General features: G+C 68.5%; 20 protein-coding genes and 1 tRNA gene. 16 read left to right on the top strand and 5 right to left on the bottom strand.

Translation table 11 applies throughout. The features are described from left to right. Nucleotides 1-4 precede the first annotated feature (4 nt). From H5V44_RS14385 to H5V44_RS14375, 3 genes are all read right to left on the bottom strand, one after another. The gene (locus H5V44_RS14385) at nucleotides 5-292 is read right to left on the bottom strand and encodes a DUF7854 family protein (RefSeq protein WP_185193828.1); all 288 of its coding nucleotides are present in this window, start codon (nucleotides 290-292) and stop codon (nucleotides 5-7) included. Beyond that, entirely contained in the window at nucleotides 293-3,511 is a 3,219-nt protein-coding gene (locus H5V44_RS14380; protein ID WP_185193827.1) for an XRE family transcriptional regulator, read from the bottom strand. A 245-nt stretch (nucleotides 3,512-3,756) separates the two neighbouring features. Further along, nucleotides 3,757-4,491: a conditioned medium-induced protein 4 gene (locus H5V44_RS14375; protein WP_449271818.1), complete on the bottom strand. Its 735-nt coding sequence runs from the start codon at nucleotides 4,489-4,491 to the stop codon at nucleotides 3,757-3,759. Nucleotides 4,492-4,544: 53 nt separating this feature from the next. Here H5V44_RS14375 and H5V44_RS14370 point away from each other — a divergent pair, with 53 nt between their 5' ends. The 14 genes from H5V44_RS14370 to H5V44_RS14305 all read left to right on the top strand — a co-directional run bounded on the left by H5V44_RS14370 (nucleotide 4,545) and on the right by H5V44_RS14305 (nucleotide 14,348). Further along, nucleotides 4,545-5,126, top strand: a complete 582-nt coding sequence (locus H5V44_RS14370) for a biotin transporter BioY (protein WP_185193826.1) — start codon at nucleotides 4,545-4,547, stop codon at nucleotides 5,124-5,126. A gap of 39 nt (nucleotides 5,127-5,165) precedes the next feature. Continuing rightward, nucleotides 5,166-5,939: an ATP-binding cassette domain-containing protein gene (locus tag H5V44_RS14365; RefSeq protein ID WP_185193825.1), complete on the top strand. Its 774-nt coding sequence runs from the start codon at nucleotides 5,166-5,168 to the stop codon at nucleotides 5,937-5,939. Next, entirely contained in the window at nucleotides 5,933-6,655 is a 723-nt protein-coding gene (locus tag H5V44_RS14360; protein ID WP_185193824.1) for an energy-coupling factor transporter transmembrane component T family protein, read from the top strand. Before H5V44_RS14365 ends, H5V44_RS14360 begins: the two co-directional genes overlap by 7 nt. A gap of 61 nt (nucleotides 6,656-6,716) precedes the next feature. Continuing rightward, nucleotides 6,717-6,869 (top strand): 50S ribosomal protein L39e, encoded by a 153-nt coding sequence (locus H5V44_RS14355; protein WP_185193823.1) that lies wholly within the window; start codon nucleotides 6,717-6,719, stop codon nucleotides 6,867-6,869. 2 nt (nucleotides 6,870-6,871) lie between these two features. Continuing rightward, nucleotides 6,872-7,150 (top strand): 50S ribosomal protein L31e, encoded by a 279-nt coding sequence (locus H5V44_RS14350; RefSeq protein ID WP_185193822.1) that lies wholly within the window; start codon nucleotides 6,872-6,874, stop codon nucleotides 7,148-7,150. 1 nt (nucleotide 7,151) lies between these two features. Beyond that, on the top strand, nucleotides 7,152-7,817 hold the full coding sequence (locus H5V44_RS14345; RefSeq protein ID WP_185193821.1) for a translation initiation factor IF-6: 666 nt from the start codon (nucleotides 7,152-7,154) through the stop codon (nucleotides 7,815-7,817). Nucleotides 7,818-7,944: 127 nt separating this feature from the next. Beyond that, nucleotides 7,945-8,136: a 50S ribosomal protein L18Ae gene (gene rpl18a, locus H5V44_RS14340; protein ID WP_185193820.1), complete on the top strand. Its 192-nt coding sequence runs from the start codon at nucleotides 7,945-7,947 to the stop codon at nucleotides 8,134-8,136. Next, a complete protein-coding gene (pfdA, locus tag H5V44_RS14335; RefSeq protein ID WP_185193819.1) occupies nucleotides 8,136-8,588 on the top strand; it encodes a prefoldin subunit alpha in 453 nt (150 codons plus the stop codon). Before rpl18a ends, pfdA begins: the two co-directional genes overlap by 1 nt. A 7-nt stretch (nucleotides 8,589-8,595) precedes the next feature. Further along, on the top strand, nucleotides 8,596-9,783 hold the full coding sequence (ftsY, locus tag H5V44_RS14330; RefSeq protein ID WP_185193818.1) for a signal recognition particle-docking protein FtsY: 1,188 nt from the start codon (nucleotides 8,596-8,598) through the stop codon (nucleotides 9,781-9,783). Nucleotides 9,784-9,855: 72 nt separating this feature from the next. Next, nucleotides 9,856-11,259: a signal recognition particle protein Srp54 gene (locus H5V44_RS14325; protein WP_185193817.1), complete on the top strand. Its 1,404-nt coding sequence runs from the start codon at nucleotides 9,856-9,858 to the stop codon at nucleotides 11,257-11,259. Nucleotides 11,260-11,333: 74 nt separating this feature from the next. Continuing rightward, the gene (locus H5V44_RS14320) at nucleotides 11,334-11,915 is read left to right on the top strand and encodes a magnesium transporter (RefSeq protein ID WP_185193816.1); all 582 of its coding nucleotides are present in this window, start codon (nucleotides 11,334-11,336) and stop codon (nucleotides 11,913-11,915) included. Further along, nucleotides 11,916-12,473, top strand: coding sequence for a magnesium transporter (locus H5V44_RS14315; protein ID WP_185193815.1), 558 nt, complete (start codon nucleotides 11,916-11,918; stop codon nucleotides 12,471-12,473). A gap of 57 nt (nucleotides 12,474-12,530) precedes the next feature. Continuing rightward, nucleotides 12,531-13,574 carry a nucleoside recognition protein gene (locus H5V44_RS14310; RefSeq protein WP_185193814.1) on the top strand — a complete coding sequence of 348 codons (1,044 nt, stop codon included), beginning with the start codon at nucleotides 12,531-12,533 and terminating at the stop codon, nucleotides 13,572-13,574. An 87-nt stretch (nucleotides 13,575-13,661) separates the two neighbouring features. Next, complete coding sequence (locus H5V44_RS14305; RefSeq protein WP_185193813.1) at nucleotides 13,662-14,348, top strand: DJ-1/PfpI family protein; 687 nt, start codon at nucleotides 13,662-13,664, stop codon at nucleotides 14,346-14,348. A gap of 30 nt (nucleotides 14,349-14,378) precedes the next feature. Here the strand turns inward: H5V44_RS14305 and H5V44_RS14300 are convergent, their stop codons facing one another. Next, nucleotides 14,379-14,792 carry an RNA-binding domain-containing protein gene (locus H5V44_RS14300; RefSeq protein ID WP_185193812.1) on the bottom strand — a complete coding sequence of 138 codons (414 nt, stop codon included), beginning with the start codon at nucleotides 14,790-14,792 and terminating at the stop codon, nucleotides 14,379-14,381. Then, nucleotides 14,789-15,424 carry an AAA family ATPase gene (locus H5V44_RS14295; protein WP_185193811.1) on the bottom strand — a complete coding sequence of 212 codons (636 nt, stop codon included), beginning with the start codon at nucleotides 15,422-15,424 and terminating at the stop codon, nucleotides 14,789-14,791. Before H5V44_RS14295 ends, H5V44_RS14300 begins: the two co-directional genes overlap by 4 nt. Before the next feature lie 105 nt (nucleotides 15,425-15,529). Here H5V44_RS14295 and H5V44_RS14290 point away from each other — a divergent pair. Together H5V44_RS14290 and H5V44_RS14285 are read left to right on the top strand one after the other, a co-directional pair. After that, a tRNA-Arg gene (locus H5V44_RS14290) sits at nucleotides 15,530-15,603 on the top strand. A gap of 448 nt (nucleotides 15,604-16,051) precedes the next feature. Further along, nucleotides 16,052-23,269, top strand: coding sequence for a PKD domain-containing protein (locus H5V44_RS14285; RefSeq protein WP_185193810.1), 7,218 nt, complete (start codon nucleotides 16,052-16,054; stop codon nucleotides 23,267-23,269). Nucleotides 23,270-23,403 lie beyond the last annotated feature (134 nt).

The following is a 23,403-nucleotide window of genomic DNA, read 5'->3' as shown; positions in this document are numbered from 1 at the left end:
CCTCCTACACCGGCGAGATATCGACGTCGATCTCGGCGACCGGCTCGTCGAGGAGGTCGGCGATCCGCTCGCGGGCCGCCGACTCGCTGTCGGCGACGACGACGAGGCCGTCGGCCCGCCCCGCTCCGACCGCCTGATACGCTCTCAGCCCCTCCTCGTCGCCCTCGAAGTCGGTTGCGTAGGTACGTAAGACGCCGATCACGCGCTTTTCGGTCGCCTCCAGATCCGCCTCCCCGGCCTCGAACTCCCGGAGTGCCTCCTCGATGTTTCTGAGTGCGGAGATCCGGTCCATCTACGTCGTCCGGAGGTACTCGCTTCGTGGCTCGTACAGCTCACCCTTCCGCTTGAGCTTCTCGATCTCCTTTTCGGCCTTCGACTCCTCGAGCCCCAGTTCCTCGCCCGCCCGGGAGACGACCTCCGAGACGGGTGCGCCCTCGTCGTACTCGTCTTCGAGCTCCTCGATCAGGTGTTTGAGGTCCTTGATCCGGTCCCGTTGGGTCTTCGAGGTACCCGTCTCCACGATGTCGGCGTCGAACTCGCCGGTCTCGGGGTCCATCCCGATGTCGCGGAGACACGACTCCACGATCTCGGTGACGCGGACGGCGTCGTCGCGTTCGACCGTATCGGAGAGCCGGAGGCGTGCGGACGCCTCCGAGAGCCGCACGAGCGCTTCGAGCTTCCGTGCGGTCACCGGCACGGGCGCGTCCTCGTCGGCACCCTTCGCGCGGAAGTCGACGTAGAACTGGCGGATGACCTCCTTCGCCTCCTCGGTCATCGTCGGGTAGCAGTTCCGCTTTGCGTACGCGATGTACTTCCGGAGGAGTTCGGCCTCGATCTCGGGGGTGACCTCGGCGGTCGCGGCGTCGACCTCCTCGTCGGTGAACTCCGAGTTCGGGACGTGGGTCCGCTGGGTGTGGAGTTCGCCCGCGTAGTTGGTGTTGATGATGTGATCTGCGAGCTTTGCGTCTTCCTCCGGATCGGGGGAGTCGGTGACGGTGAAGATCAGGTCGAACCGGGAGATCAGGGCGGGTTCGAGGTCGATCTGCTCGCCGATCGGCTCGTACTGGTCGAACCGGCCGTATTTCGGATTTGCGGCGCCGAGCAGCGAACAGCGTGATTTGAGGGTGGCGTTGATGCCGGCCTTGGATACCGAAATGGACTGCTGCTCTAGTGCTTCGTGCATCGCGCTGCGGTCCTCGGAGTTGTGGACGATCATCCCGTTCGCGACGAAATTGTGTGTGCCTTGGACGGTGAGGTCGTACAAGCGTGCGTCGGTGTCGGATGCGACACGTCGAACGCTATCGACAGTTCTCGTCGTAACGTCCTGTTCAACAGGATCGCGGGATCCTGCGGTGGCCGTGTCACTCATCGTGGAAGCACTGTCCGGACGGACACCGCCATCCGCCGATACCGGTCGATCGTCGATCGGGACGTACACTTCGTCGCCGGGTGCAAGCGCCTCCGCGGGGCGTTCAATCCGCTTGTCGTCTTCGACAATGAAGAACGGATGATCCGCTGTGGCGGTGAGCTCCGCACCGTCGGATAGGGTGACCGTGTAGAGCGTCTCCGGGGCGTCGTACTCGTGAACCGCCGTGACTGGTCGTCGGACGAGCCGCTCGTCGTCCGTCATCGTCCACACGTCGATGTCGACACCGCGGATGGTCCGGCCGTTCGGTAGCTCCTCGACCGCTCCCTCGGCTTCGGCCGCAGTTGCCAGCGCCTCGATTCGGGACCTGCTCCCGTCACCGAGGGTCACGAGCGTATCGCCCGTTACGCATCGCATCTTATCCAGCTCATCGACGGCCGCGATTCCTTTGTCTGCGAGCACCAGGGCCCCGGCTTCGAGCGTCCACTGCTGTCCGTCGCCGAAGTCATCCCTTACAGCTGCTGCGGTCAGACCGGCCGAACTCGACCCTTTACCGGACGTATACACCGATCTCGGGGCGATGTTCCGGATGTACTGCAACATCGCGGAGTTGTGGGACACGAGGTTGTTCGATAGATACGAATGCGTTCCAGCGACTTCGAGGTCGTACACCCACCCGTCGTCCGGCTGACACGGCTCGATGGACACGATTCGGTCCGTGGATACGCCGCCGTCGGCGACGGCTTCCGCTGGGTCGGAAGTTGCGGTTTCGGGTCGCGCGTTCTTGACCGACATCGGAGAGACAGCGACCGACTGACCGACTTCGAGATCGTCAGCGATGACCGCATTCGGTGGCCCGCTGTCGACGACGAACAGCGGGTGCGACGGCGTAACCTCAATTTCCGTTCCGCTTGCAGTCCGGATCCGGTACAGTTTGTCAGGCGCTTCGCGCTTCCAGACCTTCGTCGCCCGTTGTGTGGTAAGTGATCCGTCGGATTCCATCGACGGGACTTCGAGATCGACGGTGTCCCACACCCCGTCATCAACCGGTTTCGGCTCGTCCAGATTTTCTTCGACCAACTCGCGGATTGGAACCTCCGATCCGTCCGCGAGCGTGACGCGCGTGTCGCCTGCAACACACTTCCCCGTCCCCGGATCCCCGATCAAAAGCATATGCAGGTCCCCCCGGATCCGCGAGCCGTCGGGGAGGTGTTTCGTCACGCCCGAAAACAGCTGGAGGATCATCGCGAGTTTCTCCTCGCGGTAGCCGTAGATCGACGGCGCGACCGAGTCAACCATCTTCTCGTGGATGTTGGGTTCGTTCGAGAGGTCGACGATCTCGGCGACGTCCTCCTCGGTGATGTTCATATCCTCGAACTCCTCGTCCTCGATCTCGACGGCGACGCCGTCCATATAGAGGTCGAAGATAGGGGTTTTCTCGTTGTTCGAGGTCTGCTGTTCGATGTGGAGCACGCCCGTGACGGTCACGTGATCGCCGGCGGTGACCTGACCGGTCACGTCGTCTTCGAGGTCGACATCGATGTTCTGCGGCGTCTCGCCGCCCCGCAGGCCCTCGGGGCTCTCCTGGACCCGCACCTTCTGGGCGTCGACGAACTCGGATTGATCGAAGTCGACGTGGAACGGCCCCTGGCGTTCACACCCCTGACACTCGTGGGGTTCCTGGAACCCGCTGTCGCTCTGGGGGATGTAGGTCATCGTCCCGCACCGCTGGCACTCGAAGGCTGCCTCGGTGATCTTCGGCCGGACGTCGGTGGCCTTCCGGACGATGCCCTGGACCGCGATCAGCCGGCCGATGTGGTCGTCGTGGACCCGGATGTTGCGGATGTCGACCGTCTCCGGCAGGCCCGTGAGCCGGACGTGGGCGCGGCCGAGTTTGACGTCCGCCGGGAGGTCATAAAGCCGGAGCGCCTCCTCGGCGTACTCCTGCATCTGGTCGGGTTTCGCCAGGTAGTCCTCCGCGAGTTCCATGTCGAACGTCGAGAGGTCGTCGTAGGCGATGTAGAGCGACCGCTGTTCGTTGGGGTACTTCTGTGCGAGCGTTCCGATCTCGTTGCGGTAGTACTTCCGGTAGAACTGGATGAACCGATCGGTGACGTCCGAGGGGTCCTGGGGGGCCTGGGCCATCGCACCGAATTAGGATGCCCCTCGGATAAGAGTCTTCGCCACCCGAACTGTCGGCTCCGTTCAGGAGTGATTGAGTCGAATGGGACCACCTCGGAAGCCCCGTTTCGCTGGAGTCGAAGCCTCGCTGTACTCCTCACTACGTTGCGGTGCTTGCGTCGTCCCGGCCGACGAGCGGCGGGGGCTTTCGGGGTAGATCGAGTTTCGCCGGCGTATCCGACCAGTACGCCGATCGCGGATCTGGAGCGCTACAGCGACACGTCGGTCTCGATGTCCTCAGTAGCCTCTTCGAGGCCGTCGCGGCGAGCGTCCGATGCCAGCCGCGTGGAGAGGTCCGCGTCGGTGAGCAGGTCGGCGAAGGCGTCGCGGTACCGGTGGTTCACCCGCCGGGAGGCGAGGTCGGCTTCGGCGACCTGTCGGTACCGACGGACCGTGTCGGGATCCACGTCGCCGGGAAGCGCCGCCGCGAGCGCCGCGTCGTCGGGGGCGCCGGTATCGCGGGCCGTCGGTTCGTCCTCCGGGTCGTCGGTGTCCCCCGACGCCGCATCCGAGACGAGCGCCCGGAGCGTCGCGTAGGGGAACGGCGCGTCGCGGTCGGCGTCGGCGACGAGATGGAGGTCCATCCGCGCACGGAACACCGCCTCGCCGTCGGCGTCCGTCGAAAGTGACGCCGCCACCGCCGCGTCGGCCTCGGCGGACCACGACGACGCGCCGACGTCCCCGGTGTCGGGGTCGAAGAACGCCCGGACGACGCGGCACAGCTCCGACTCCGGGAGACCGGCGTCGAACGCGTAGCGGTCGGCCATCTCGCCGACGATCTCCGTGAGTCGCTCCTCGACCGCGTCGTCGTCCGTCGAAAGCGACCCCCGGCTCTCGGTCTGTCGTTCGGTCACCTCCTCCTCGCCGGTGGTCTCGACGAAGAGATCCCGGAGTTCCGCCGTCTCGTCGTCCATCCCGAGGGGATACGCGAGGGCGACGTACAAACCTTGCCGTCGTAAACCGAATGATTAAAACGGGTTTACGAGATGGAATCGGTATGGCGACAGAGACGCAGTCGGTCGAGCTCGTCGGGGAGGACGTCGTGGGCAACGTCGCTCGCGCGGCGCTGTTCGCGGCGCTCACCGGCGCGTTCGCGTACGTATCGTTCCCGAACCCCGTCTCGCCGGTCCCGGTGAGCCTCCAGGTGTTGGGGGTGTTCCTCGCGGGCATCTTCCTCGGCCCGGTGTGGGGCGGCGTCTCTTTGAGCTTCTACCTCGCTGCGGGGGCGGCGGGCGCACCGATCTTCGCCGGGGGATCCGCCGGCCTCGCGCCTTTGGCCGGCTACACTGCGGGCTACCTCTGGTCGTACCCGATCGCGGCGGCGCTCGTCGGCGCCGTCGTCCACGGTGCCGACGGGCTGGCCGAACCGGAAACCGTCGGGACCGTCCGGCTCGTCGCGGCGATGACCGCCGGGACCGTCGTGATCTACGCGCTGGGGACGGTCGGCTTTTCGATCGTCCAGAACGTCGGGGTGATCGAGGCGTTCGCGGTGAGCGCGGTGGCGTTCGTCCCCTTCGAGGCGGTGAAGATGGCCGCCGCCGTGGGGATCGTCCGGAGCGACGCCGCCGCGGCCGCGTAGCCGGATGAGTCGTCCGCTCACGACCCACCCGGAGATCGCGTGATCCGAACCGTCGACCTCGTCTACCGCTACGGCGACGCGGTCGCCGTCGACGGCGTCTCGCTGTCGATCGGCGACGGGGAGTGCGTCGTGCTCGCGGGCGCCAACGGCTCCGGAAAGACCACGCTGGTCCGCCACTTCAACGGGCTGTTGGAACCCGACGCGGGATCCGTAGCAGTGAACGGCCGCCGGGTCGGCGAGGACCTCGTCGCCGCGCGGACGGCCGTCGGAATGGTGTTTCAGGAGCCGCGGGACCAACTCGTCGCCGCCACCGTCGGCGCCGACGTGGCGTTCGGTCCGGAGAACCTCGGGCTCGACAGGGCGGAGATCGACCGCCGCGTGGCGGCGTCGCTGGCGGCGGTGAACCTCGACGGCCGCGCCGACGACCGGGTCGACGAACTCTCCGGCGGGGAGCGCGAGCGGGTCGCCGTCGCCGGCGCACTCGCGATGGACCCGGACCACCTCGTCCTCGACGAGCCGTTCACCGGCCTCGACGCGCCGGCGCGGGCGTCGGTCCTCGGCCGACTCCGGGACCTCTCCGAATCGGGCACGGGACTCGTGATTGTCACCCACGACCTCCGGGACGTCCTCGGCCTCGCGGATCGGGTGGTCGCGATGGCCGACGGGCGCGTCGTCGTCGACGCGCCGCCGGAGGCGGCCACTGCGTCGCTGCCGGAGTACGGCGTGCGGGTTCCGGCGACGGGGCGTGACCGCTCGGCTGCCGACACCGACAGCGACTCCCCGGGCGCGACGCCGCGGGATCCGCGATGCTGAGCTACACCCCTGGCGACTCCGTCGCCCACCGGCTGGATCCACGGACGAAGCTGCTCGCGCAGGCCGCCTTCGCCGCCGCGGCGTTCGTCCACACCACGCCCCGCGGGCTGGCCGCGTTCACCGTCGTCGGGGGCGCGTTCCTCGTTGCTGGCCGGCTGTCCCCTGTCGACGCGATCCGCGGGTACCTTCCCGCGCTGCCCTTTCTGGCTGCGGGGCCGCTGGTCTCCGTGGTGGAACTCCGACCCTGGACGGTCGGGATCGACCCCGGGGCGGCGGTCGGGCCGCTGCTGGCGAGCTACCGCGTCCTCCTGATCCTGCTCGTGTCGGCGGTGTACCTCCACACTACGCCGGTCCGGGAGTCGCGGGCGGCGATCCAGCGGCTGGTGCCCGGCCGCCCGGGCCGGCTCCTCGGAGTCGGCGTAGCGCTGGTGTTCCGTTTTCTGCCGCTTTTGCGTTCGGACCTCCGGCGGGTTCGGGAGGCGTCGGCGGTCCGGTTGGGCGGGGAACGGAGACTGAGAGAACGGATGGAGGTCGTTGCATCCGCCGGGATCCGGCGGGCGCTGGGACGGGCCGACCGGCTGGCGCTCGCGCTCCGGGCGCGGTGTTTCGCGTGGAACCCGACGCTGCCGGAACTCCGATTCGGGCGGGGCGACGCCGTCGGGTTGGCCGTCGGGGTCGGGCTCGTCGCGGTCGCGGTCGCGGGCGTCGTCGCGTGAACGGCGTGGCCGCCCGCAAAGGAACAGGATTTTATGCGGCGGCAGGGTATGAGCGATCACTATGGGCAACAAATCGAAGGCGAAAAAGAAGCGGCTTGCGAAGCTGGAGCGGCAGAACACGCGGGTCCCCGCGTGGGTGATGATGAAGACGGATATGGAGGTCACGCGGAACCCCAAGCGGCGCGACTGGCGCCGTAGCGACACGGACGAGTAAGGATGAGTGCAAGCGACTTCGAGGAGCGCGTCGTCACGGTGCCGCTCAGAGACGTCAAGGCCGTCCCCGCCCACGAGCGGGCGGGGCGGGCGATGGCACTGATCCGCGAACACCTCGCGACGCATTTCCGCGTCGACGAGGCTTCGGTCCGGCTGGACCCCTCGCTCAACGAGACGGTGTGGGCCCGCGGGCAGCAGAAGCCCCCGAGCAAGCTCCGCGTTCGCGCCGCCCGGTTCGACGAGGACGGCGAGTCGATCGTCGAGGCGGAGCCGGCCGAGTAGCGTGCTCCGCGCCTCCTTCGCCGGGTCGCCGTACGTCGGCGTCTTCGCCCGCGCGACGGATCACGTTCTCGTCGTTCGTTCCGACGCCGAGAGCGATGTCGTCGACGCGATGAGCGAGGAGCTCGGCGTCCCCGCGGTGGCGACGACGGTCGGGGGCTCCGGGACAGTCGGCGCCCTGGTCGTCGGCAACGAGAACGGGCTGCTCGTCACGAGCCGTGCGAAAGAGCGGGAGAAGGAGGCCATCGAGTCGGTCGCGGGGGTGCCCGTGACGGAACTCCCCGGCCGGATCAACGCCGCCGGGAACGTCGTTCTCGCCAACGACTACGGCGCGTACGTCCACCCCGACCTCTCCGAGGACGCCGTCGAGGTCGTGGAGGCGGCGCTTTCGGTCCCCGCCGAGCGCGGCGACATCGCCGACGTCCGCACCGTCGGCACCGCCGCGGTCGCCACCAACAGGGGGGCGCTCTGTCACCCGAAGGCTCGCGAGCCCGAGATCGAGGCGATCGAGGACCAACTCGACGTCCGCGCGGACATCGGGACCGTCAACTACGGCGCCCCGCTGGTCGGGTCGGGACTGGTCGCCACCGAGGCCGGCTACGTCGCCGGCGAGGACACCACCGGACCGGAGCTGACCCGGATCGAGGACGCCCTGGGCTACCTGGAGTAGGCGGTGCGCGTCCGGTTTCCGGCGCTCCCCGCCTCGTTCGTGAGTCGCGTTTTCACGCCCCGATCCGCGCCGATTCGCCGCGTACCGAGTAGGAAGATACTTCCCCGTCGCTCGGGAACCACACGGTATGAGTGAGTACGCGGTGAGCGGCCGATTCCAGAGCCGTGACGGCTACAGTCAGTTCGAAACGGTCGTCGAGGCGCCCAACGAGAACGTCGCCCGCGAGCGTGTGTACGCGAACATCGGAAGCCAACACGGCCTCAAGCGCACGCAGATCGAGATCAACGGCGTCGCCGCCGCCGAGGAGGCCACAGCATGATGGGCGGCGGACAACAGCAGCTCCAGCAGCTCTCCGAGGAGCTGCAGGCCATCGACGAGGAGATCGAGGCGTTGCAGGCGGAGATCGACGACCTCCAGACCGAACAGGCGGAGATCGACGGGGCGATCGAGGCGATCGACACGCTGGACACCGGGTCGACGGTGCAGGTCCCGCTGGGCGGCGGCGCGTACATCCGCGCGGAGATCCAGGACATCGACGAGATCATCGTCGACCTCGGCGGCGACTTCGCGGCCGAACAGGAAGCCGACGACGCCGTCGACGCCCTGCGGACGAAACAGGACATCCTCGACGACCGGATCGACGAGGTACAGGAGGAGGTCCAGGAGCTGGAGACCGAAAGCTCCGAACTCGAACAGCAGGCCCAGCAGATGCAACAGCAGATGCAGCAACAGCAGATGCAGCAGATGCAGGGCCAAGACGACGGCGAGTAGGTCGGCTATGTTCGACGGGCTGAAGGACAAGCTGGGCAGCTTCCGGGAGGACGTCGAGGAGACCGCCGAGGAGAAGGCCGAGGCGGAAGCCGCCGCTGAAGCCGACGCAGCGGACGATGAGGAGGCGGAGCCGACCGCCGACGGGGACGGCGGAGTCGCTGTCGACGCCACAGCCGACCCTGACGCCGAACCCGACGTCGACAGCGACCCTGGCGACGCCGACGGCGAACCCGCCGACGACAGGACGGAAATCGCCGCCGACGAGGCCGCCGCGGCGCTCAAAGAGGACGACGAGGAGAAGTCGGGCCCCGGTCGACTCAAGCGCGCGGCGGCGTTCGCCACGGGCAAGATCATCATCGAGGAGGAGGACCTCGAAGACCCGCTGTGGAACCTCGAGATGGCGCTGTTGGAGAGCGACGTGGAGATGAACGTCGCCGAGGAGATCCTCGACACCATCCGGGGGAAGATGATCGGCGAGACCCGCGCGCAGGTCGAGACCACCGGCGAACTCGTCGAGAGCGCGCTCCGGGATGCGCTCTACGACGTGATCAGCGTCGGCCAGTTCGACTTCGACCAGCGGATCGAGGAGGCCGACAAGCCGGTGACGATCGTCTTCACCGGCGTCAACGGCGTGGGCAAGACCACGAGCATCGCGAAGCTCTCGCGGTACTTCGAGAAGCGGGGGCTGGACGTCGTGCTCGCGAACGGCGACACCTACCGCGCCGGCGCCAACGAGCAGATCCGGGAACACGCCGACGCCCTCGGGACGAAACTCATCAGCCACGAGCAGGGCGGCGATCCCGCGGCGGTCCTCTACGACGCCGTGGAGTACGCCGAGGCCAACGACGTCGACGTCGTGCTCGGCGACACCGCCGGCCGGCTCCACACTTCCAACGACCTGATGGCGCAGTTGGAGAAGATCGACCGCGTGGTCGACCCGGACATGACCCTGTTCGTCGACGAGGCGGTCGCAGGCCAGGATGCCGTCGAGCGCGCAAAGCAGTTCAACGACGCCGCCGAGATCGACGGCACCGTGCTCACGAAGGCCGACGCCGACTCCTCCGGCGGCGCGGCCATCTCGATCGCGTACGTCACCGGCCGCCCGATCCTCTTTCTGGGCGTCGGCCAGGGGTACGACGACATCGAGCGGTTCGACCCCGAGCGGCTGGTCGACCGGCTGGTCGGCGGGGCGTAGCCGCCGGTCGTCGCCGGAACCGTACGGCCCGCGGAAAAAGGCTTTACCCGGGCGGCGGCGTAGAGCAGGGTAATGGTACTCGACAACCTCGGGAGTTCCCTCCGCAGCAGTCTCGACACGCTACAGGGGAAGTCCCGCCTCGACGAGGAGGACGTCGAGGAGATCATCAAGGAGATCCAACGCTCGCTGCTCTCTGCCGACGTGGAGGTCGACCTCGTGATGGAGCTCTCGGCGTCGATCGAGGAGCGCGCCACCGGCGAGGAGCCGCCCGCCGGCACCTCCGCACGGGATCACGTCCTCCGGATCGTCTACGAGGAACTGGTCGACCTGGTCGGCGAATCCACCGACCTCCCGCTGGAACCGCAGACCATCCTGCTCGCCGGGCTCCAGGGCTCCGGGAAGACCACGAGCGCCGCCAAGATGGCGTGGTGGTTCTCGAAGAAGGGGCTCCGACCGGCCGTGATCCAGACCGACACCTTCCGGCCCGGCGCCTACGACCAGGCCAAGGAGATGTGCGAGCGCGCGGAGGTGTCCTTCTACGGCGACCCCGACGAGGAGGATCCCGTGAAGATCGCCCGCGACGGCCTCGAGGAGACCGCCGAGGCCGACGTCCACATCGTCGACACCGCGGGGCGGCACGCCCTCGAAGATGATCTGATCGCGGAGATCGAGGAGATCGAGCAGGCGGTCGATCCGGACCGCTCGCTGTTGGTGCTGGACGCCGCGATCGGGCAGGGCGCAAAGGAGCAGGCCCGGGAGTTCGACGACGCCATCGGGATCGGCGGCGTCGTCGTCACCAAACTCGACGGGACCGCAAAGGGCGGCGGCGCGCTGACGGCCGTCAACGAGACCGGCTCCTCGATCGCCTTTTTGGGGACCGGCGAAACCGTCCAGGACATCGAGCGCTTCGAGCCCAACGGGTTCATCTCCCGGCTGCTGGGGATGGGCGATCTCAAACAGCTCTCCGAGCGGGTCGAGCGCGCGATGGCGGAGACCGGCGACGAGGACGACGACTGGGAGCCCGAGGACATCATGGAGGGGTCGTTCACCCTCAAGGACATGCAGAAGCAGATGGAGGCGATGAACAGGATGGGGCCGCTGGATCAGGTGATGGACATGATCCCGGGGCTGGGCGGCGGGATGATGGACGAACTCCCCGACGACGCTATGGACGTCACCCAGGATCGGATGCGGGCCTTCGACGTGATCATGGACTCGATGACCGACGACGAACTGGAGAACCCCCGATCGATCGGCGCCTCCCGGGTCCGGCGGATCGCCCGCGGGGCCGGGGAAGAGGAGGAAACCGTCCGCGAACTCCTCGAGCAGCACAAGATGATGGAGCAGACCATCCAGCAGTTCCAGGGGATGGGCGAGGGCGACATGCAGCGGATGATGAAGAAGCTCCAGAACGGCGGTGGCGGCGGGATGGGCGGCCTCGGCGGCGGCGGTGGCGGGCTGGGGCCGTTCGGGTAGTCCCAACCGCAACCGGCCGCGCGTCCCCGTCTCCAAGGGCTCGACTTTTCACCCCGCGCCGTGACAGACGCCGTATGACCGTCCGGGACGCCGCCCGCGAGGCGTACCGCGAGGCGCTGCCGGCGCTCGCGGCCAGCCTCGTCGGCGGCCTCGTCGCCGGCGTCGTTCTCGGCGGGATGCGCGGGGAGCTCCGCGCGGTACCTGGATTGCTCGTGCTCGTCCCCGCGCTGCTCGCGACCCGCGGCAACGTCTACGGGTCGCTCGGCGCCCGGATCTCGACCGCGTTGCATCAGGGCCTCGTCGAGCCGCGGGTCCGCGCCGGCGACGAGCGGCTCCGGGCGGCGATCGCCGCGGCCTTGGCGAACGGGCTCGTCGCGTCGACGTTCGCGGCGGTGGCCGCCTTCGCCATCCTCACGACGCTCGGGAGCCCCGTCGCTTCCTTGCCCGTGCTCGTCGCGATCGCGGTCCTCGCGGGGGCTTCCTCCGGGGTCGCGCTCGCCGCGGTGGTCGTCACCGCGGTGTTCGCGGGCTACCGGCGCGGCCGCGACCCCGACACCCTGGTTGGACCGCTCGTGACCACCACCGGCGACGTCTTCGGCGTGCTCTTCCTGCTCGGGGCGGTCAGGCTGGTGCTGCGTGCCGCCGGGGGGGTGTGAGTGGCCACCGAGTGGACCGTTCGGGCGATCTCGCGGGCGATGCTGCCGGTCCTGCTCGTCCTGACGCTCGTGGAGGTCGGCAGCGGGCTGGTGCTCGGCCGGTTCGAGGCGCAACTCCTCCGGTTTCCGAGCCTGCTCGCCTTGGTGCCGGTCACCATCGGGACCGCGGGCAACCTGGGGAGCATCCTCGCCGCGCGGCTCTCGACGGCCTTTCACCTTGGGACGCTGTCGTTCGATCCGACGAACGACCACCTCGGCGGCAACGCCGTCGCGACGGTCGCACTCGCGCTCACGCTGTTCCCGGTCGTCGGGGTCGGGGCGTGGGGACTGACGGCCCTCACCGCCGGGGTTCGGCTGTCACTCGGGACCGTGGTGACCATCGCGGTCGCGTCGGGGATCGGGCTCGCACTCGTGGCCGTCGCGGTCACGGTGACGGTGACGTACGTCGCCTACCGGCTCGAACTCGACCCCGACGACGTGGTGATCCCGGTCGTCACCAACGTCTGCGACGTGCTCGGCGTGGTGGTGCTCGTCGGGACCGCGCGGGTCGTACTGTGACGGCCCCGTGTTGCCCGAACCGATGCCGATTAGTCGGTGAGGCACCGAGGTAAGCGCGTGCAACCGGCCGCGTTCGTCGACGCCGTCTGGCCCGTGCTCGTGGAGGTCGCGCCGCGAGTCGCCCGGATCGCGGTCCTGATCGGCGTCGGGGTGTTCCTCGCGAACGTCGCGGTCGGGTTCGGCGCGGTCGAGGCGGTTGCGGCGTTCTCGAAGTACCTCACGCGACCGGCGAACCTCCCGGACGAGGTGGGGACCGCGATCGTCACCACCGCGGCGTCGACCACGGCGGGCTACGGGATGCTCGCCGATTTCCGGGAGTCGGGCCGGCTCGACGACGTCGAGACGCTGATCGCGGTCACGATGAACACGTTCTTCGGGTTCGTCCAACACATCTTCACCTTCTACGCGCCGGTGTTGATCCCGATCCTGGGCTTCGAGACGGGCGTGCTCTACGTCGGCGCCCGCGCTGCGATCGCAGCCGCGATCACGGTCGTCGGCGTCGTTGCCGGCGCCGTGCTCCTGTCCGGGCGGACCGCCACCGGCGGGGCGACGGCGGGGACCGCCGACGACGTGGACCGGCCCGAAAGCGCACCCGACGGCGGGACGGCGGGCGACGGGGCCGCCGAGGCGGAGGCCGACGACCCCGAGTCGCCGCGGGCGGTCCTCCGTGAAGCCGCGGGGAAGACCCGGCCGAAGCTGAAACGGATCGTCCCGCGGCTCGCGGTCGTCTACGTCCTCGTGACGCTCGTCGTCGAAACCCAGGACCTCCAGTCGGCCACCGCGGTCGCGGAGCCGCTGACCGCGCTGTTCGGACTTCCCGGCGCGTCGCTGCCGGTGATCGCGGTGTTCGCGTTCGACACCACTGCGGGTGCGGCGACGATCGCACCGATGATCGGGGAGACGTTCACGCCGCGGACCGCGGTGGCGACGATGCTGCTCGGCGGGATCGTCTCGTTTGCGGTGTCGACGTTCAAGCGGTCGATCCCGTTCCAGTACGGGATCTGGGGTCCGCGGTTCGGGTCGAAGGTGATTGCCGTCAACACCGCGCTGAAGGTCGTGTTCATCGCAGTGGCGCTCGTGATCCTCCTCGTGCCGGCGTGACCGGAGCAACGGGGGCACGTCGCGGCGGTCCCGCCCGCCCCCGCGGAACCAGACAGGTTTTACCCGTCGGTTCCCTCGCGTCTGACGATGTCTACGGCACTATTCGTCGTGAGCGAGGAGGGCTACTGGGGAGAGGAGTGTATCGAGCCGCTGACTACGCTGTCGGACGCCGGGGTCGAGGTGACCGTCGCGACGCCGACCGGCGGGCCGCCGGTGGTCGACGAGCGCTCTATCGACCCCGAGAACGTCGGCGAGGGGACCGCAGACCACGTCACCGAGATCCACGAGACCGACGAGCGGCTCCGGAACCCGACGGCCCTGGCCGACGCCGATCCCGACGCCTACGACGCGGTCGTGTTCCCCGGCGGCCACGGCACCGAGTGGGACATCAACCAGGACCGTCACGCCCGCGCGGCGTTCCGGACGGCCCTCGAAGGCGACGAGGGGACCGCGCTCGTCGTCTGTCACGCGGTCGGGATCCTCGCGTTCGTCCGCGATTCCGACGGCGACTTCCTCGTTGCCGGCCGGAACGTGACCGGCTTCCCGAACGACTGGGAGGCGGGGATCGTCGACGAGCAGGACCTGATGCCCGACGGCCGGAAGCTGCCGTACTGGGTCGAAGACGAGGTGCAAGCCGCCGGCGCGAACTGGGACGCCGACCTCGACGCCGACACCTCCGTCACCGTCGACGGCGATCTGATCACGGCGCGCGGGCCGCCATCCTCCCACGAGGCCGCGGTCACGCTCTTGGACGAACTCGGGATCGACGGCTGAGCCCGACGCCGGCAACCGTCAGCGGGCCCGTCAGGAGTCGAAATCGACGGGCGTCCCGTCCTCGGTGGGCGGCGCGACGTGGTCGATGTACGTCTCCACGTCGGGTTCGTGAACGGTCACCGTGACCGCGACGTCGCCGAGTTCGTCGGGGTTCCCGACTGCAAAGTTGATCACGCCCTTGAACGCGGCCTGCTTCTTCAGCGAGAACGAGAAGCCCTCGTCGTCGGCGTGCTTGAAGAACTCCCGGCGGGCGGTATCGAGGATCTCCTGTTCGTGAAGCCGCTCGGAGAACCGCTCTAATGAATGGGTCTCGCCGACGATCTCGCCGTCGACGTGGTCGAACTCGACGTCGGGAAACAGGTTCCGGACGGCGTCCTCGACCCGGTCTGTCACCTCGGTGTCGTGAACGGGGGCGACGATCCGGGCGTCGATCCGGTAGATCACGGCGCGTCACCCCCGTCGGTCGGCTCGGCGGCCGCCGCGTCGGTCCCGACGCCCCGCAGGTTGACGAGGTCGCTGTCGGCGACCGCGTCGATGTCGCCGTCGAGAATCGCCCGGATCCGCCGACGGTAGGCCTCGAGGGTATCGGTGTTCTCGATCACGACGTCGGCGCGGTCCATCACCGCGTCCATCCCGAAGCCGAGTTCGCGCTGCTCCCGTTCCCGGAGGGACTCGCGGTCGAGGTCGGAGTCGTCGCGGGCGCGGTCGAGCAGTCGGTCGGCGCGGGTCTCGAACGGCGCCTCGACGCTCACGAGGAGGAACGCATCCCCGAACGCCGTCCGGAAGCGGTCGAGTTCGACGTCGGACCGGAGGCCGTCGACGAGAACGACCTCGCTGTCCTGCAGTGCCGCCTCGATCGTTGGCAGCGAGCGCTCCGCGACGGCCGCGGGACCCTCCTCCTCCCGGAGCGTGCGTGCGACCTCGCCGTGGTGTTCCGCGGGGTCGAGGCCGCGATCGCGGCAGGCCTCGCGGATCACATCGCCCATTGTGACGACCGGGACGCCCGCCTCGCGAGCGACGGCGGCGGCCTCGCCCTTGCCGCTGCCGGGAAGCCCGACGGTGCCGATGACTCTCATTGCTGGCGGATTCACGGTACCCGACCTTACGAGTTCCGTTCGGGGTGTGAGTCCGACGCCCGGAACCAGTGTTTCTTTTTACCTGCCGGCGTGAGATTTCGGCGAGGGCGCGTAGCTCAGTCGGACAGAGCGTCGGACTTCTAATCCGATGGTCGCGGGTTCGAATCCCGTCGCGCTCGTGAAATCGAAGATTTCACTCGCGCGACGACCCTCCACTCGTTTCACTCGTGGGGGTCCCGTCGCGCTCGTCCGGATCGCCGAGCGAAGCGAGGCGTATCCGACCTTACCGCGTTGGATTCGAACCCTGCGAGTCGCAGCCCGCGCAGGCCGAAGGCCGAGCAGGACCGTCTCGCTCCGGTTCGAATCCCGTCGCGCCCGTTCGGCCATTGCCTCACTCGCGCGACGACCCCCCACTCGATTCGTCGACGGCGCGTAGCGCCGGCTTCCAGCGGGACCTCCGGTCCCGCCCGGCTCGTTAGGGTCCCGTCGCGCCCGTGCAGCGTGGGGCGCGGCGCGTATCGCAGCGGCCACAAACCCGGTGGAACGGCCCTTCGGGCCGCTTCCCGTCGGTTCGTCCGAAAGAAACTTGTAGTATGTACTATAAATTTCTACGATGACTGGTAACGTATGTCATTCCGGAGTCGGACGGCCGCGGTGGCGACCGCTCTGATCATCGTTACCGCGACGGTCCCCGTTCAGGCCGCGGTCGGGAGCCCCACGGGCGCCCACGGGCCGTCACCGACGGCACCGCCGGTTCCGACCGCCGGTGGAGCCGCGGCACAGACCGAGGAGTCGCGGATCATAACCGCGACGGGGCCGGAGGAGGCGGCGCCGGGCGACCGCGTTTCGGTTTCGTTCAACCTGACCAATCCCCGAAACGCCTCCCGGGAGTTCGTCGTCGACGTCGTGCTGCCGAGTGGGTGGCGCGTCGTGAACCAGTCGGGTGACGGCGGTACCTGGAACGCGACCCGGACCGCGTGGCGGTGGCAGCGCCTCGACGCGAACGAGTCGGTAGCGCCGTCGGTCACGGTATCGGTTCCGGGGAACGAAACCGGCGGCGACGCCACGGTACGGGGTATCGCCCTCTCCCGCCCTGACTTCCGCCGCGAGGCGAGCCACACCGTCACCGTCGTTGGGACCCCCGAAGCCGACGCCGGACGCGACCGGACCGTTACCGGGGGGCAGCGCGTCGAGTTGAACGCGACCGGGTCGAGTAATCCGGATAACGACCGACTCTCGTTCTCGTGGACCCAGACGGGCGGACCGGACGTGCCGCTACGGAACAACGACACGGCGACTCCGGAGTTCACCGCCCCGACGGTCAACAGCAGCCGGACGCTCGTCTTCGAGGTGACCGCCTCCGACGGGAACGCCTCCGACACCGACACGGTCAACGTGACCGTCCGGCCGGGAAACACGCCGCCGATAGCCGACGCCGGCCCCGACCGAACGGCAACCGGCGGGACGGCGGTCGAGCTGAACGCGAGCGGGTCGAGTGATCCGGACGGCGACCGACTCTCGTTCCTGTGGGCACAGACGAGCGGACCGACGGTGACACTGCGGGGAAGCACCACTGCAACTCCCACGTTCACGACGCCGGAGGTCAAAAGCGAGCGGACGCTCGTCTTCGAGGTGACCGTCTCCGACGGGACCGGGTTCGATAGCGACACGGTCAACGTGACCGTCCAGCCGGGGAACACGCCCCCGACGGCCGACGCCGGCCGCGACCGGACCACCGTCGGCGGTCGGAGTGTGCGGTTGAACGCGAGCGGGTCGAGCGACCCCGACGGTGACGCGCTGTCGTTTTCCTGGACACAGACGGCCGGTCCGAACGTGACGCTGCAGGGCGCGACGACGGCGACGCCCGGGTTCACCGCGCCGGATACCGATACGCCGGTCACCCTCGCGTTCGAACTGACGGTCGCCGACGGTAACGGCGGGTCCGATACCGACACCGTGAGCGTGACCGTCCGGCCGGCCAATCAGCCCCCGACGGCCGACGCCGGCCCCGACCGGACCACCGTCGGCGGTCGGAGTGTGCGGTTGAACGCGAGCGGGTCGAGCGACCCCGACGGTGACGCGTTGTCGTTCTCGTGGACCCAGACGGCCGGTCCGAACGTGACGCTGCAGGGCGCGACGACGGCGACGCCCGGGTTCGGTGCCCCGTCCGTCAGCAGCGAACGGACTCTCAGGTTCGAGGTGACGGTTTCCGACGGAGACGCCTCCGACACCGACACAGTCAACGTGACAATCCAGCCGGCCGACCAGCCCCCGACAGCCGCCGCCGGATCGAACCGGACGGTCGAGGAGCGCGAGCCTGTCGCGCTGGACGGCACCGGGTCGAGCGACCCCGACGCGGACCCGCTGTCGTTCTCGTGGACCCAGACGGCCGGACCGAGCGTGTCGTTCCGGAATGCGAGCACTGCGACCCCCGAGTTCGCCGCACCGACCGTCGACACGGCGACCGACCTCACCTTCGAGCTCGTCGTCTCGGACGGAAACAGCTCCGACAGGGACGCGGTCACCGTCACCGTCCTGCCGAACGAGCCGCCGCGGGCCGACGCCGGCTACGACCGGCGCACGCTGGACGGTCGGACGGTCGCGCTCGACGGATCCGCATCCAGCGACCCGGACGGGGACACCCTGTCGTTCTCGTGGACGCAGACGAGCGGCCCGAACGTGACGCTACAGGACGCGGGAACCGCAACCCCCGAGTTCGCCGCGCCGATTATCAACGGCGAGCGGGCGCTCACGTTCGAGCTCACCGTCTCGGACGGCGACGGTGGCTCCGACACCGACACTGTCACCATCACCCTCGTCCCGAGCAACTACCCGCCGACGGCGGATGCCGGCGCGAACCGGACCGTGAACCGCGGAACGTCCGTGACGCTGAACGCGACCGGGTCCAGTGATCCGGACGGCGACAGCCTCAGCTACAGATGGGCGCAGACCGCCGGCCCCAACGTGACGCTGCGAAACGGGAGCACCGCCACGCCCGAGTTCACCGCGCCTGACGTCGACACCCCGACGACGCTCACGTTCGCGGTGACCGTCTCGGACGGGAACGGCGAGGCCGACACGGACACGGTTACCGTGACCGCCACCGGCACCATACACACCGTGACCGGCTGCACCCGGATCACCCGCGCCGGAACCTACCGGCTCGCGGGGAACGTCACCGCCAACGCCTCCCGGCCGTGTTTCTTCGTCAGCGCCAGCGACGTCGTGATCGACGGGAACGGCCACACGGTCGCCGCGATAGGCTCCGGTGACGACCGCGGCCACCCGCTCGCCGTCCGGGCGTCGCCGTCGGTGTCGGATCCCCCGCAGGGGACGCTCTCGAACGTGACCGTGAGAGACATCCGGTTCGTGAACTGGACCGAGCCGGCCGAGTTCACCGACGTGAACGACACCACAGTCGAGAACGTCACCGTCGAAAACGCCACGCGCGGCTCCGGCTTCCTGCCGGAGAGCGCGATCCGCTTCGACGGGGGGACGACACACCGGATCGTCGGGACGCGGGTCCTCAACGCCTCGGACCGAGGCATCGGGCTTTTCGGGGCGTCCGGCGTCTCAGTCCGACGGACGACGGTCGACGGAAGCGGGGGGTACGGTGTCTACGTCGACCGCGGCGGCAACCACACGCTCGGAAACACCACGGTCACCGACAACTTCGTCGGTATTGGCTCGTTCGACGGCGGGTTGAATGACTCGGTGATCGTCGACAACGCGATCAACTCGAACGACGAGGACGGGATCCTGCTGGGGTCCGGCGCCGTCCGGAACGTTCGGGTCGTCGACAACACGCTTCGCGACAACGGCGGGAACGGCATCGAGGCGACGGTGGTTTACGCGTCGGCCGTCGCCGGCAACGACGTTGGGTCGAACGGCGGGTTTGGCGTCTATGCTGACAGGATACAGGACAGTCGCGTCGTCGAGAACGCAGTCAGCGGGAACGCTGGGCTCGGCGTTTTGCTCGTCGCCACGTCGGGAACCAGCCGGAACAACACCGTCGCCGGCAACGACCTCCGGGCGAACAGGGGCGGAATCAAAGTGTCCGATTCGGACGCCAGCCGCGTCCGGAACAACACCGTCAGACCCGGGGGCGGAACCGGTACCGGAATCAGCGTCAGCGGGTCGGACAACGCCACCGTCCGCAACAACACCGTCGACGGCGCCGGCAACGCTGTCTACGTCACGACCGCGTCGAACGTCACGGTCAGGGACAACACCCTCACGAACAGCAGTACCGGAATCGGGCTGCTGCGGGCCGACCGACACCGGGCCGTCGGCAACGTCATCCGGAACAACCGGGTTGGCATCCGGTTCATTGGCGACTCCCAGTTCGCCACGGTCCGGCGGAACCGGATCGTCAACAACACCGACGGCGGCATCGAGTTCGACAGTGACTCCCCGGTCGACACCGTCACCGTCCGCCGGAACGTCATCGCGGGGAACGGCAGGTACGGGATCCGGAACGACGCCGACGCCGTCGTCGACGCGACGCGAAACTGGTGGGGGAGTCCGGACGGGCCGTCGAGCCCCGGGAGCGCGACCCGGAACCTCTCGGACCCGTCCACCGGCGCCGTCGCGAACGGCTCCGGCGACGCCGTGTCGGCCGGATCGAACCGACTCGTCGCGAACGTCCGCTTCGACCCGTGGCTGACCACGTCACCCGCCGGCGCAGGGGCGGGGTTCCGAGTCACGACCGACAGACTCGCCCGCACGAAGCTGGGCGAGCCCGTCACCCACCGGCTCACTACCCGGCAGGGGACATCGCCCGTCGACTTTGACGTGGTGAACGGGTCGCTCCCGCCCGGGATGACCCTGCACGACGACGGCGTCCTGAACGGGACCCCGACGCGGGTCGGCAACTACACGTTCACCGTCCGCGCGACCGACGGCGACGGAACGACGGCGAACGCAACGCTCACGAAGCGGGTGTCGGCGACCATCCCGTCGGCCGACATCGTCATCGACAAGGAGGGCGGGCGAGCGGTTGCGGGCCGGAAGCAACTGTACGTCATCCGGGTCAAGAACACGGGCAACACGATCGCCCGCGACGTTCCCGTTTCCGAGTACCTCCAGCCGTGGTTCACCTACGCATCGTCAACGCCGGCCCCGGACAACGTCACCACTCAGGTCACGCGCAACGGCTCCCGTGAGCGACTCGAATCCATTCTCTCCCGTAACGGGACCACCGTCGAATTGAATAGCAGCATCACGAAGACAACAATCAAATGGTCGATCGACGAACTCCGTCCAGGCGAGAGTCAGATCCTGACCTATCAGGCACAACTCGATGAGAACCTTCAGCAGGGCTTCACTGTCACTGGGCGGGCCTGTTCGTGTAGTGGCCCCTGCTGTGAAGACTACGAAGAGTGCCTGGAGGAATCGGTTGAGAAGTGTGAGATACCGGCACTCCTCTCAGAAATCGGAAAAACGACACCGGGGATTCCGGTGGAGAAGGTCTGTCGGTTCTTGGCCGACACGACCGGGTGTAGAAGAGGATACAAGAGCTGCCGGGCGCGTAACGGACTACCGGGTCGAGTTCCGGAATGTGACAAGGATCGGCGCCGGGTTCAACAGCCGGTGGATCCCAACGAGAAAATCGTCGCCGCCGACCGGTACATCCAGCCGGACAGAACGCTCCCCTACGCGGTCCGCTTCGAGAACGTCGGCAACGCACCGGCTCGTAACGTCACCGTCACCGACACGCTCCCGACGACGTTGAACCGGTCGAGCGTCGAGGTCCTGACCGCGAACCGCACCCGGAAGTCGCTCGCGCCCGGCGAGTCGGTGACGCTACTGCGGCAGAACAGAACCCGAACGAAGACGGTGACGATCGGCAACCGGACCGTAACGCGGAATGTCACCGTCGTCGAGCACCACACCGCGACCCTGCAGGGGCGGACGCTCCGGTGGCGGCTCGAGAACGTCGACCTCGCGCCGAACGCGACCGGTACGCTGCTGTTCTCGGCCGATCCGGCGTCTGGACTCTCCACCGGTACCCGCATCGAGAACAACGCGACCATCCGGTTCGACCAGGTGAGTAGTCTCACTACCAACGACACGGTCAACATCGTCGACGACGCCGCCCCCACCTGCAGGATGGACTCGCTGCCGGCCGAGAGCCCGCGCAACGTCTCGCTGTCGTGGACGGTGACCGACCGCGTCGGCGAGGTCGAGACGGTGAGCGTCTTCGTTTCGACCGACGGCGAGACGTGGACCACCGCCCCGATCGACACCGACGGGGGGAACGCGTCGTTTGTCGGCGACCTCGGCGAAGAATATCGGTTTATGTGCGTTGCCGAGGACACTGCGGGGAACCGCGAGGCGCAGACGCCGTCGGTAGAGGCCTCGACGACCGTCGCGTCGGCCGACATCAACGGCACGATCCTCGAAGCGGACGGCGACCCGGCGGTCAACGACACTGTCACGGTCGGGGACACCTCCGGAGTCGGGTTCAGTACAGCGGTCGTCGATCCGGACGGAGGCGTTGTCTGCGGACTGGGGCGTGTCAACCGTGTCCCGACCGACGCCGCGGGACGGTTCTCGCTAACGACCGAGGCAGACACAACCAAGGGGGTGTCGTACTACCAGGCACACACCGCACGGTTCCTGCGGGCAAACGCCACCCCACCGCCCGGGTCGGTCGCCTTCCCGCGGGACGGGTCGCCGGACATCTACGCGCTTACCCGGGTAAACACGTCCGCCGACCGGTCCATCGGCCCGACGACGCTCCCGGACGCCCACACGCTCAACGTGACCGTGGTCACCGAAGCCGGTGTTCCGGTCGAAGACGCGCTCGTGGCGTTCGGGCATACGGGAACCGACGGCGCGCGCGCCGCGGTCGTGTTCCCGAACGCCACGAACGCCGACGGGATGGTCGCCCCCGAAGCGACCGACGCGATGGGAATCGAGGTCGTCGGAAACGTGTCAGTCGTCGTCAGACCGCCATCCGGAGACTCGTTCACCGATCGGACCTACACGCGGAACCTGACGGTCGACTCCGACCGAAACGTCACCGTCGAACTCGAAACGGACGCTGCGGGCGGCGGTGACGGTCCGGGCGATACGGGCGGCGACGGAACCGGCGGGGGTGACGCCGGCGGAGGGACCGCGACCGACATCCCGCTCATCGATGTCGACCCCGATGTGGTCGAGGAGGCCGCCGTCGAGCAGCGGACCGGGGAGTTCGACGAAACCGAAACCGTCAGTCGGATCACCTTCGACGGGAGCGCCCCGAGCGCGGCGACGGTCGCGGAGTTCGATGGCCTACCGGAGTCGACCGTCAGAACGATACTCGAACGCATCGTTGCGGACGTGGCCGGCATCGACAGTCCGTCGGAGGTCGGCCTCGTGGCGATCGCCGACGTCTCGCCGAGTTCGTCGATCCCGGACGAGACGTCGGCGACCGTGGAGATAGAGGTGTCCAGCGAGCGGCTCAACGACCCCGAAAGCGCGGTCATCGTCCACCGGGGCGCGGACGGCTGGACGCTGCGGGAAACCACCGTACGCGACGTGGGCGACGGAACGGTCACGCTGACTGCGCCGGTCGATTCGTTCTCGTTGGTCGCTGTCGTCGAGCGGCCCTCGTTACGGGCGACGGCAACGGGACAAACGCCGACGCCCGCTCCGACGACGGCTACGGCGACACCGGAGGCGGACGGCGGGTCGACGCCATCTGGCGGGACGCAGGCCCCGGAAGCGGTCGGGACGGAGCCGTCGACATCGCTTCCGACGGAACCGGGCGGGTTCGATCCGGGGGTCGCCGTCGCACTCGTCCTCGTCGCTGGAATCGCCGTCGTCGTCACGATCCTACGGCGGCGAAACGAGTTGTAGCGGACGTTGTGCCGGCCGGGAACTCGATCGCGTCCTGCAGCGAGGCGTTCGGCGACGGCGTCGCGGCGGCAGTCGCCACCGAACTGGAGTACGAGCGGAGCGACGACATCACCGTCGTTCGGTGATTGTCTCGC

This window comes from Halobellus ruber (assembly GCF_014212355.1).
Classification (GTDB): Archaea; Halobacteriota; Halobacteria; order Halobacteriales; family Haloferacaceae; genus Haloquadratum; species Haloquadratum rubrum.
Note: the sequence above shows the minus strand (reverse complement) of the source record. Positions and strands in the feature narration are given on the sequence as shown.

Coding starts and splice junctions, on each gene's coding strand:
- H5V44_RS14385 (WP_185193828.1), bottom strand. CDS start 292: ATGGACCGGATCTCCGCACTCAGAAACATCGAGGAGGCACTCCGGGAG.
- H5V44_RS14380 (WP_185193827.1), bottom strand. CDS start 3,511: ATGGCCCAGGCCCCCCAGGACCCCTCGGACGTCACCGATCGGTTCATC.
- H5V44_RS14370 (WP_185193826.1), top strand. CDS start 4,545: ATGGCGACAGAGACGCAGTCGGTCGAGCTCGTCGGGGAGGACGTCGTG.
- H5V44_RS14360 (WP_185193824.1), top strand. CDS start 5,933: ATGCTGAGCTACACCCCTGGCGACTCCGTCGCCCACCGGCTGGATCCA.
- H5V44_RS14355 (WP_185193823.1), top strand. CDS start 6,717: ATGGGCAACAAATCGAAGGCGAAAAAGAAGCGGCTTGCGAAGCTGGAG.
- H5V44_RS14350 (WP_185193822.1), top strand. CDS start 6,872: ATGAGTGCAAGCGACTTCGAGGAGCGCGTCGTCACGGTGCCGCTCAGA.
- rpl18a (WP_185193820.1), top strand. CDS start 7,945: ATGAGTGAGTACGCGGTGAGCGGCCGATTCCAGAGCCGTGACGGCTAC.
- pfdA (WP_185193819.1), top strand. CDS start 8,136: ATGGGCGGCGGACAACAGCAGCTCCAGCAGCTCTCCGAGGAGCTGCAG.
- ftsY (WP_185193818.1), top strand. CDS start 8,596: ATGTTCGACGGGCTGAAGGACAAGCTGGGCAGCTTCCGGGAGGACGTC.
- H5V44_RS14325 (WP_185193817.1), top strand. CDS start 9,856: ATGGTACTCGACAACCTCGGGAGTTCCCTCCGCAGCAGTCTCGACACG.
- H5V44_RS14320 (WP_185193816.1), top strand. CDS start 11,334: ATGACCGTCCGGGACGCCGCCCGCGAGGCGTACCGCGAGGCGCTGCCG.
- H5V44_RS14305 (WP_185193813.1), top strand. CDS start 13,662: ATGTCTACGGCACTATTCGTCGTGAGCGAGGAGGGCTACTGGGGAGAG.
- H5V44_RS14295 (WP_185193811.1), bottom strand. CDS start 15,424: ATGAGAGTCATCGGCACCGTCGGGCTTCCCGGCAGCGGCAAGGGCGAG.
- H5V44_RS14285 (WP_185193810.1), top strand. CDS start 16,052: ATGTCATTCCGGAGTCGGACGGCCGCGGTGGCGACCGCTCTGATCATC.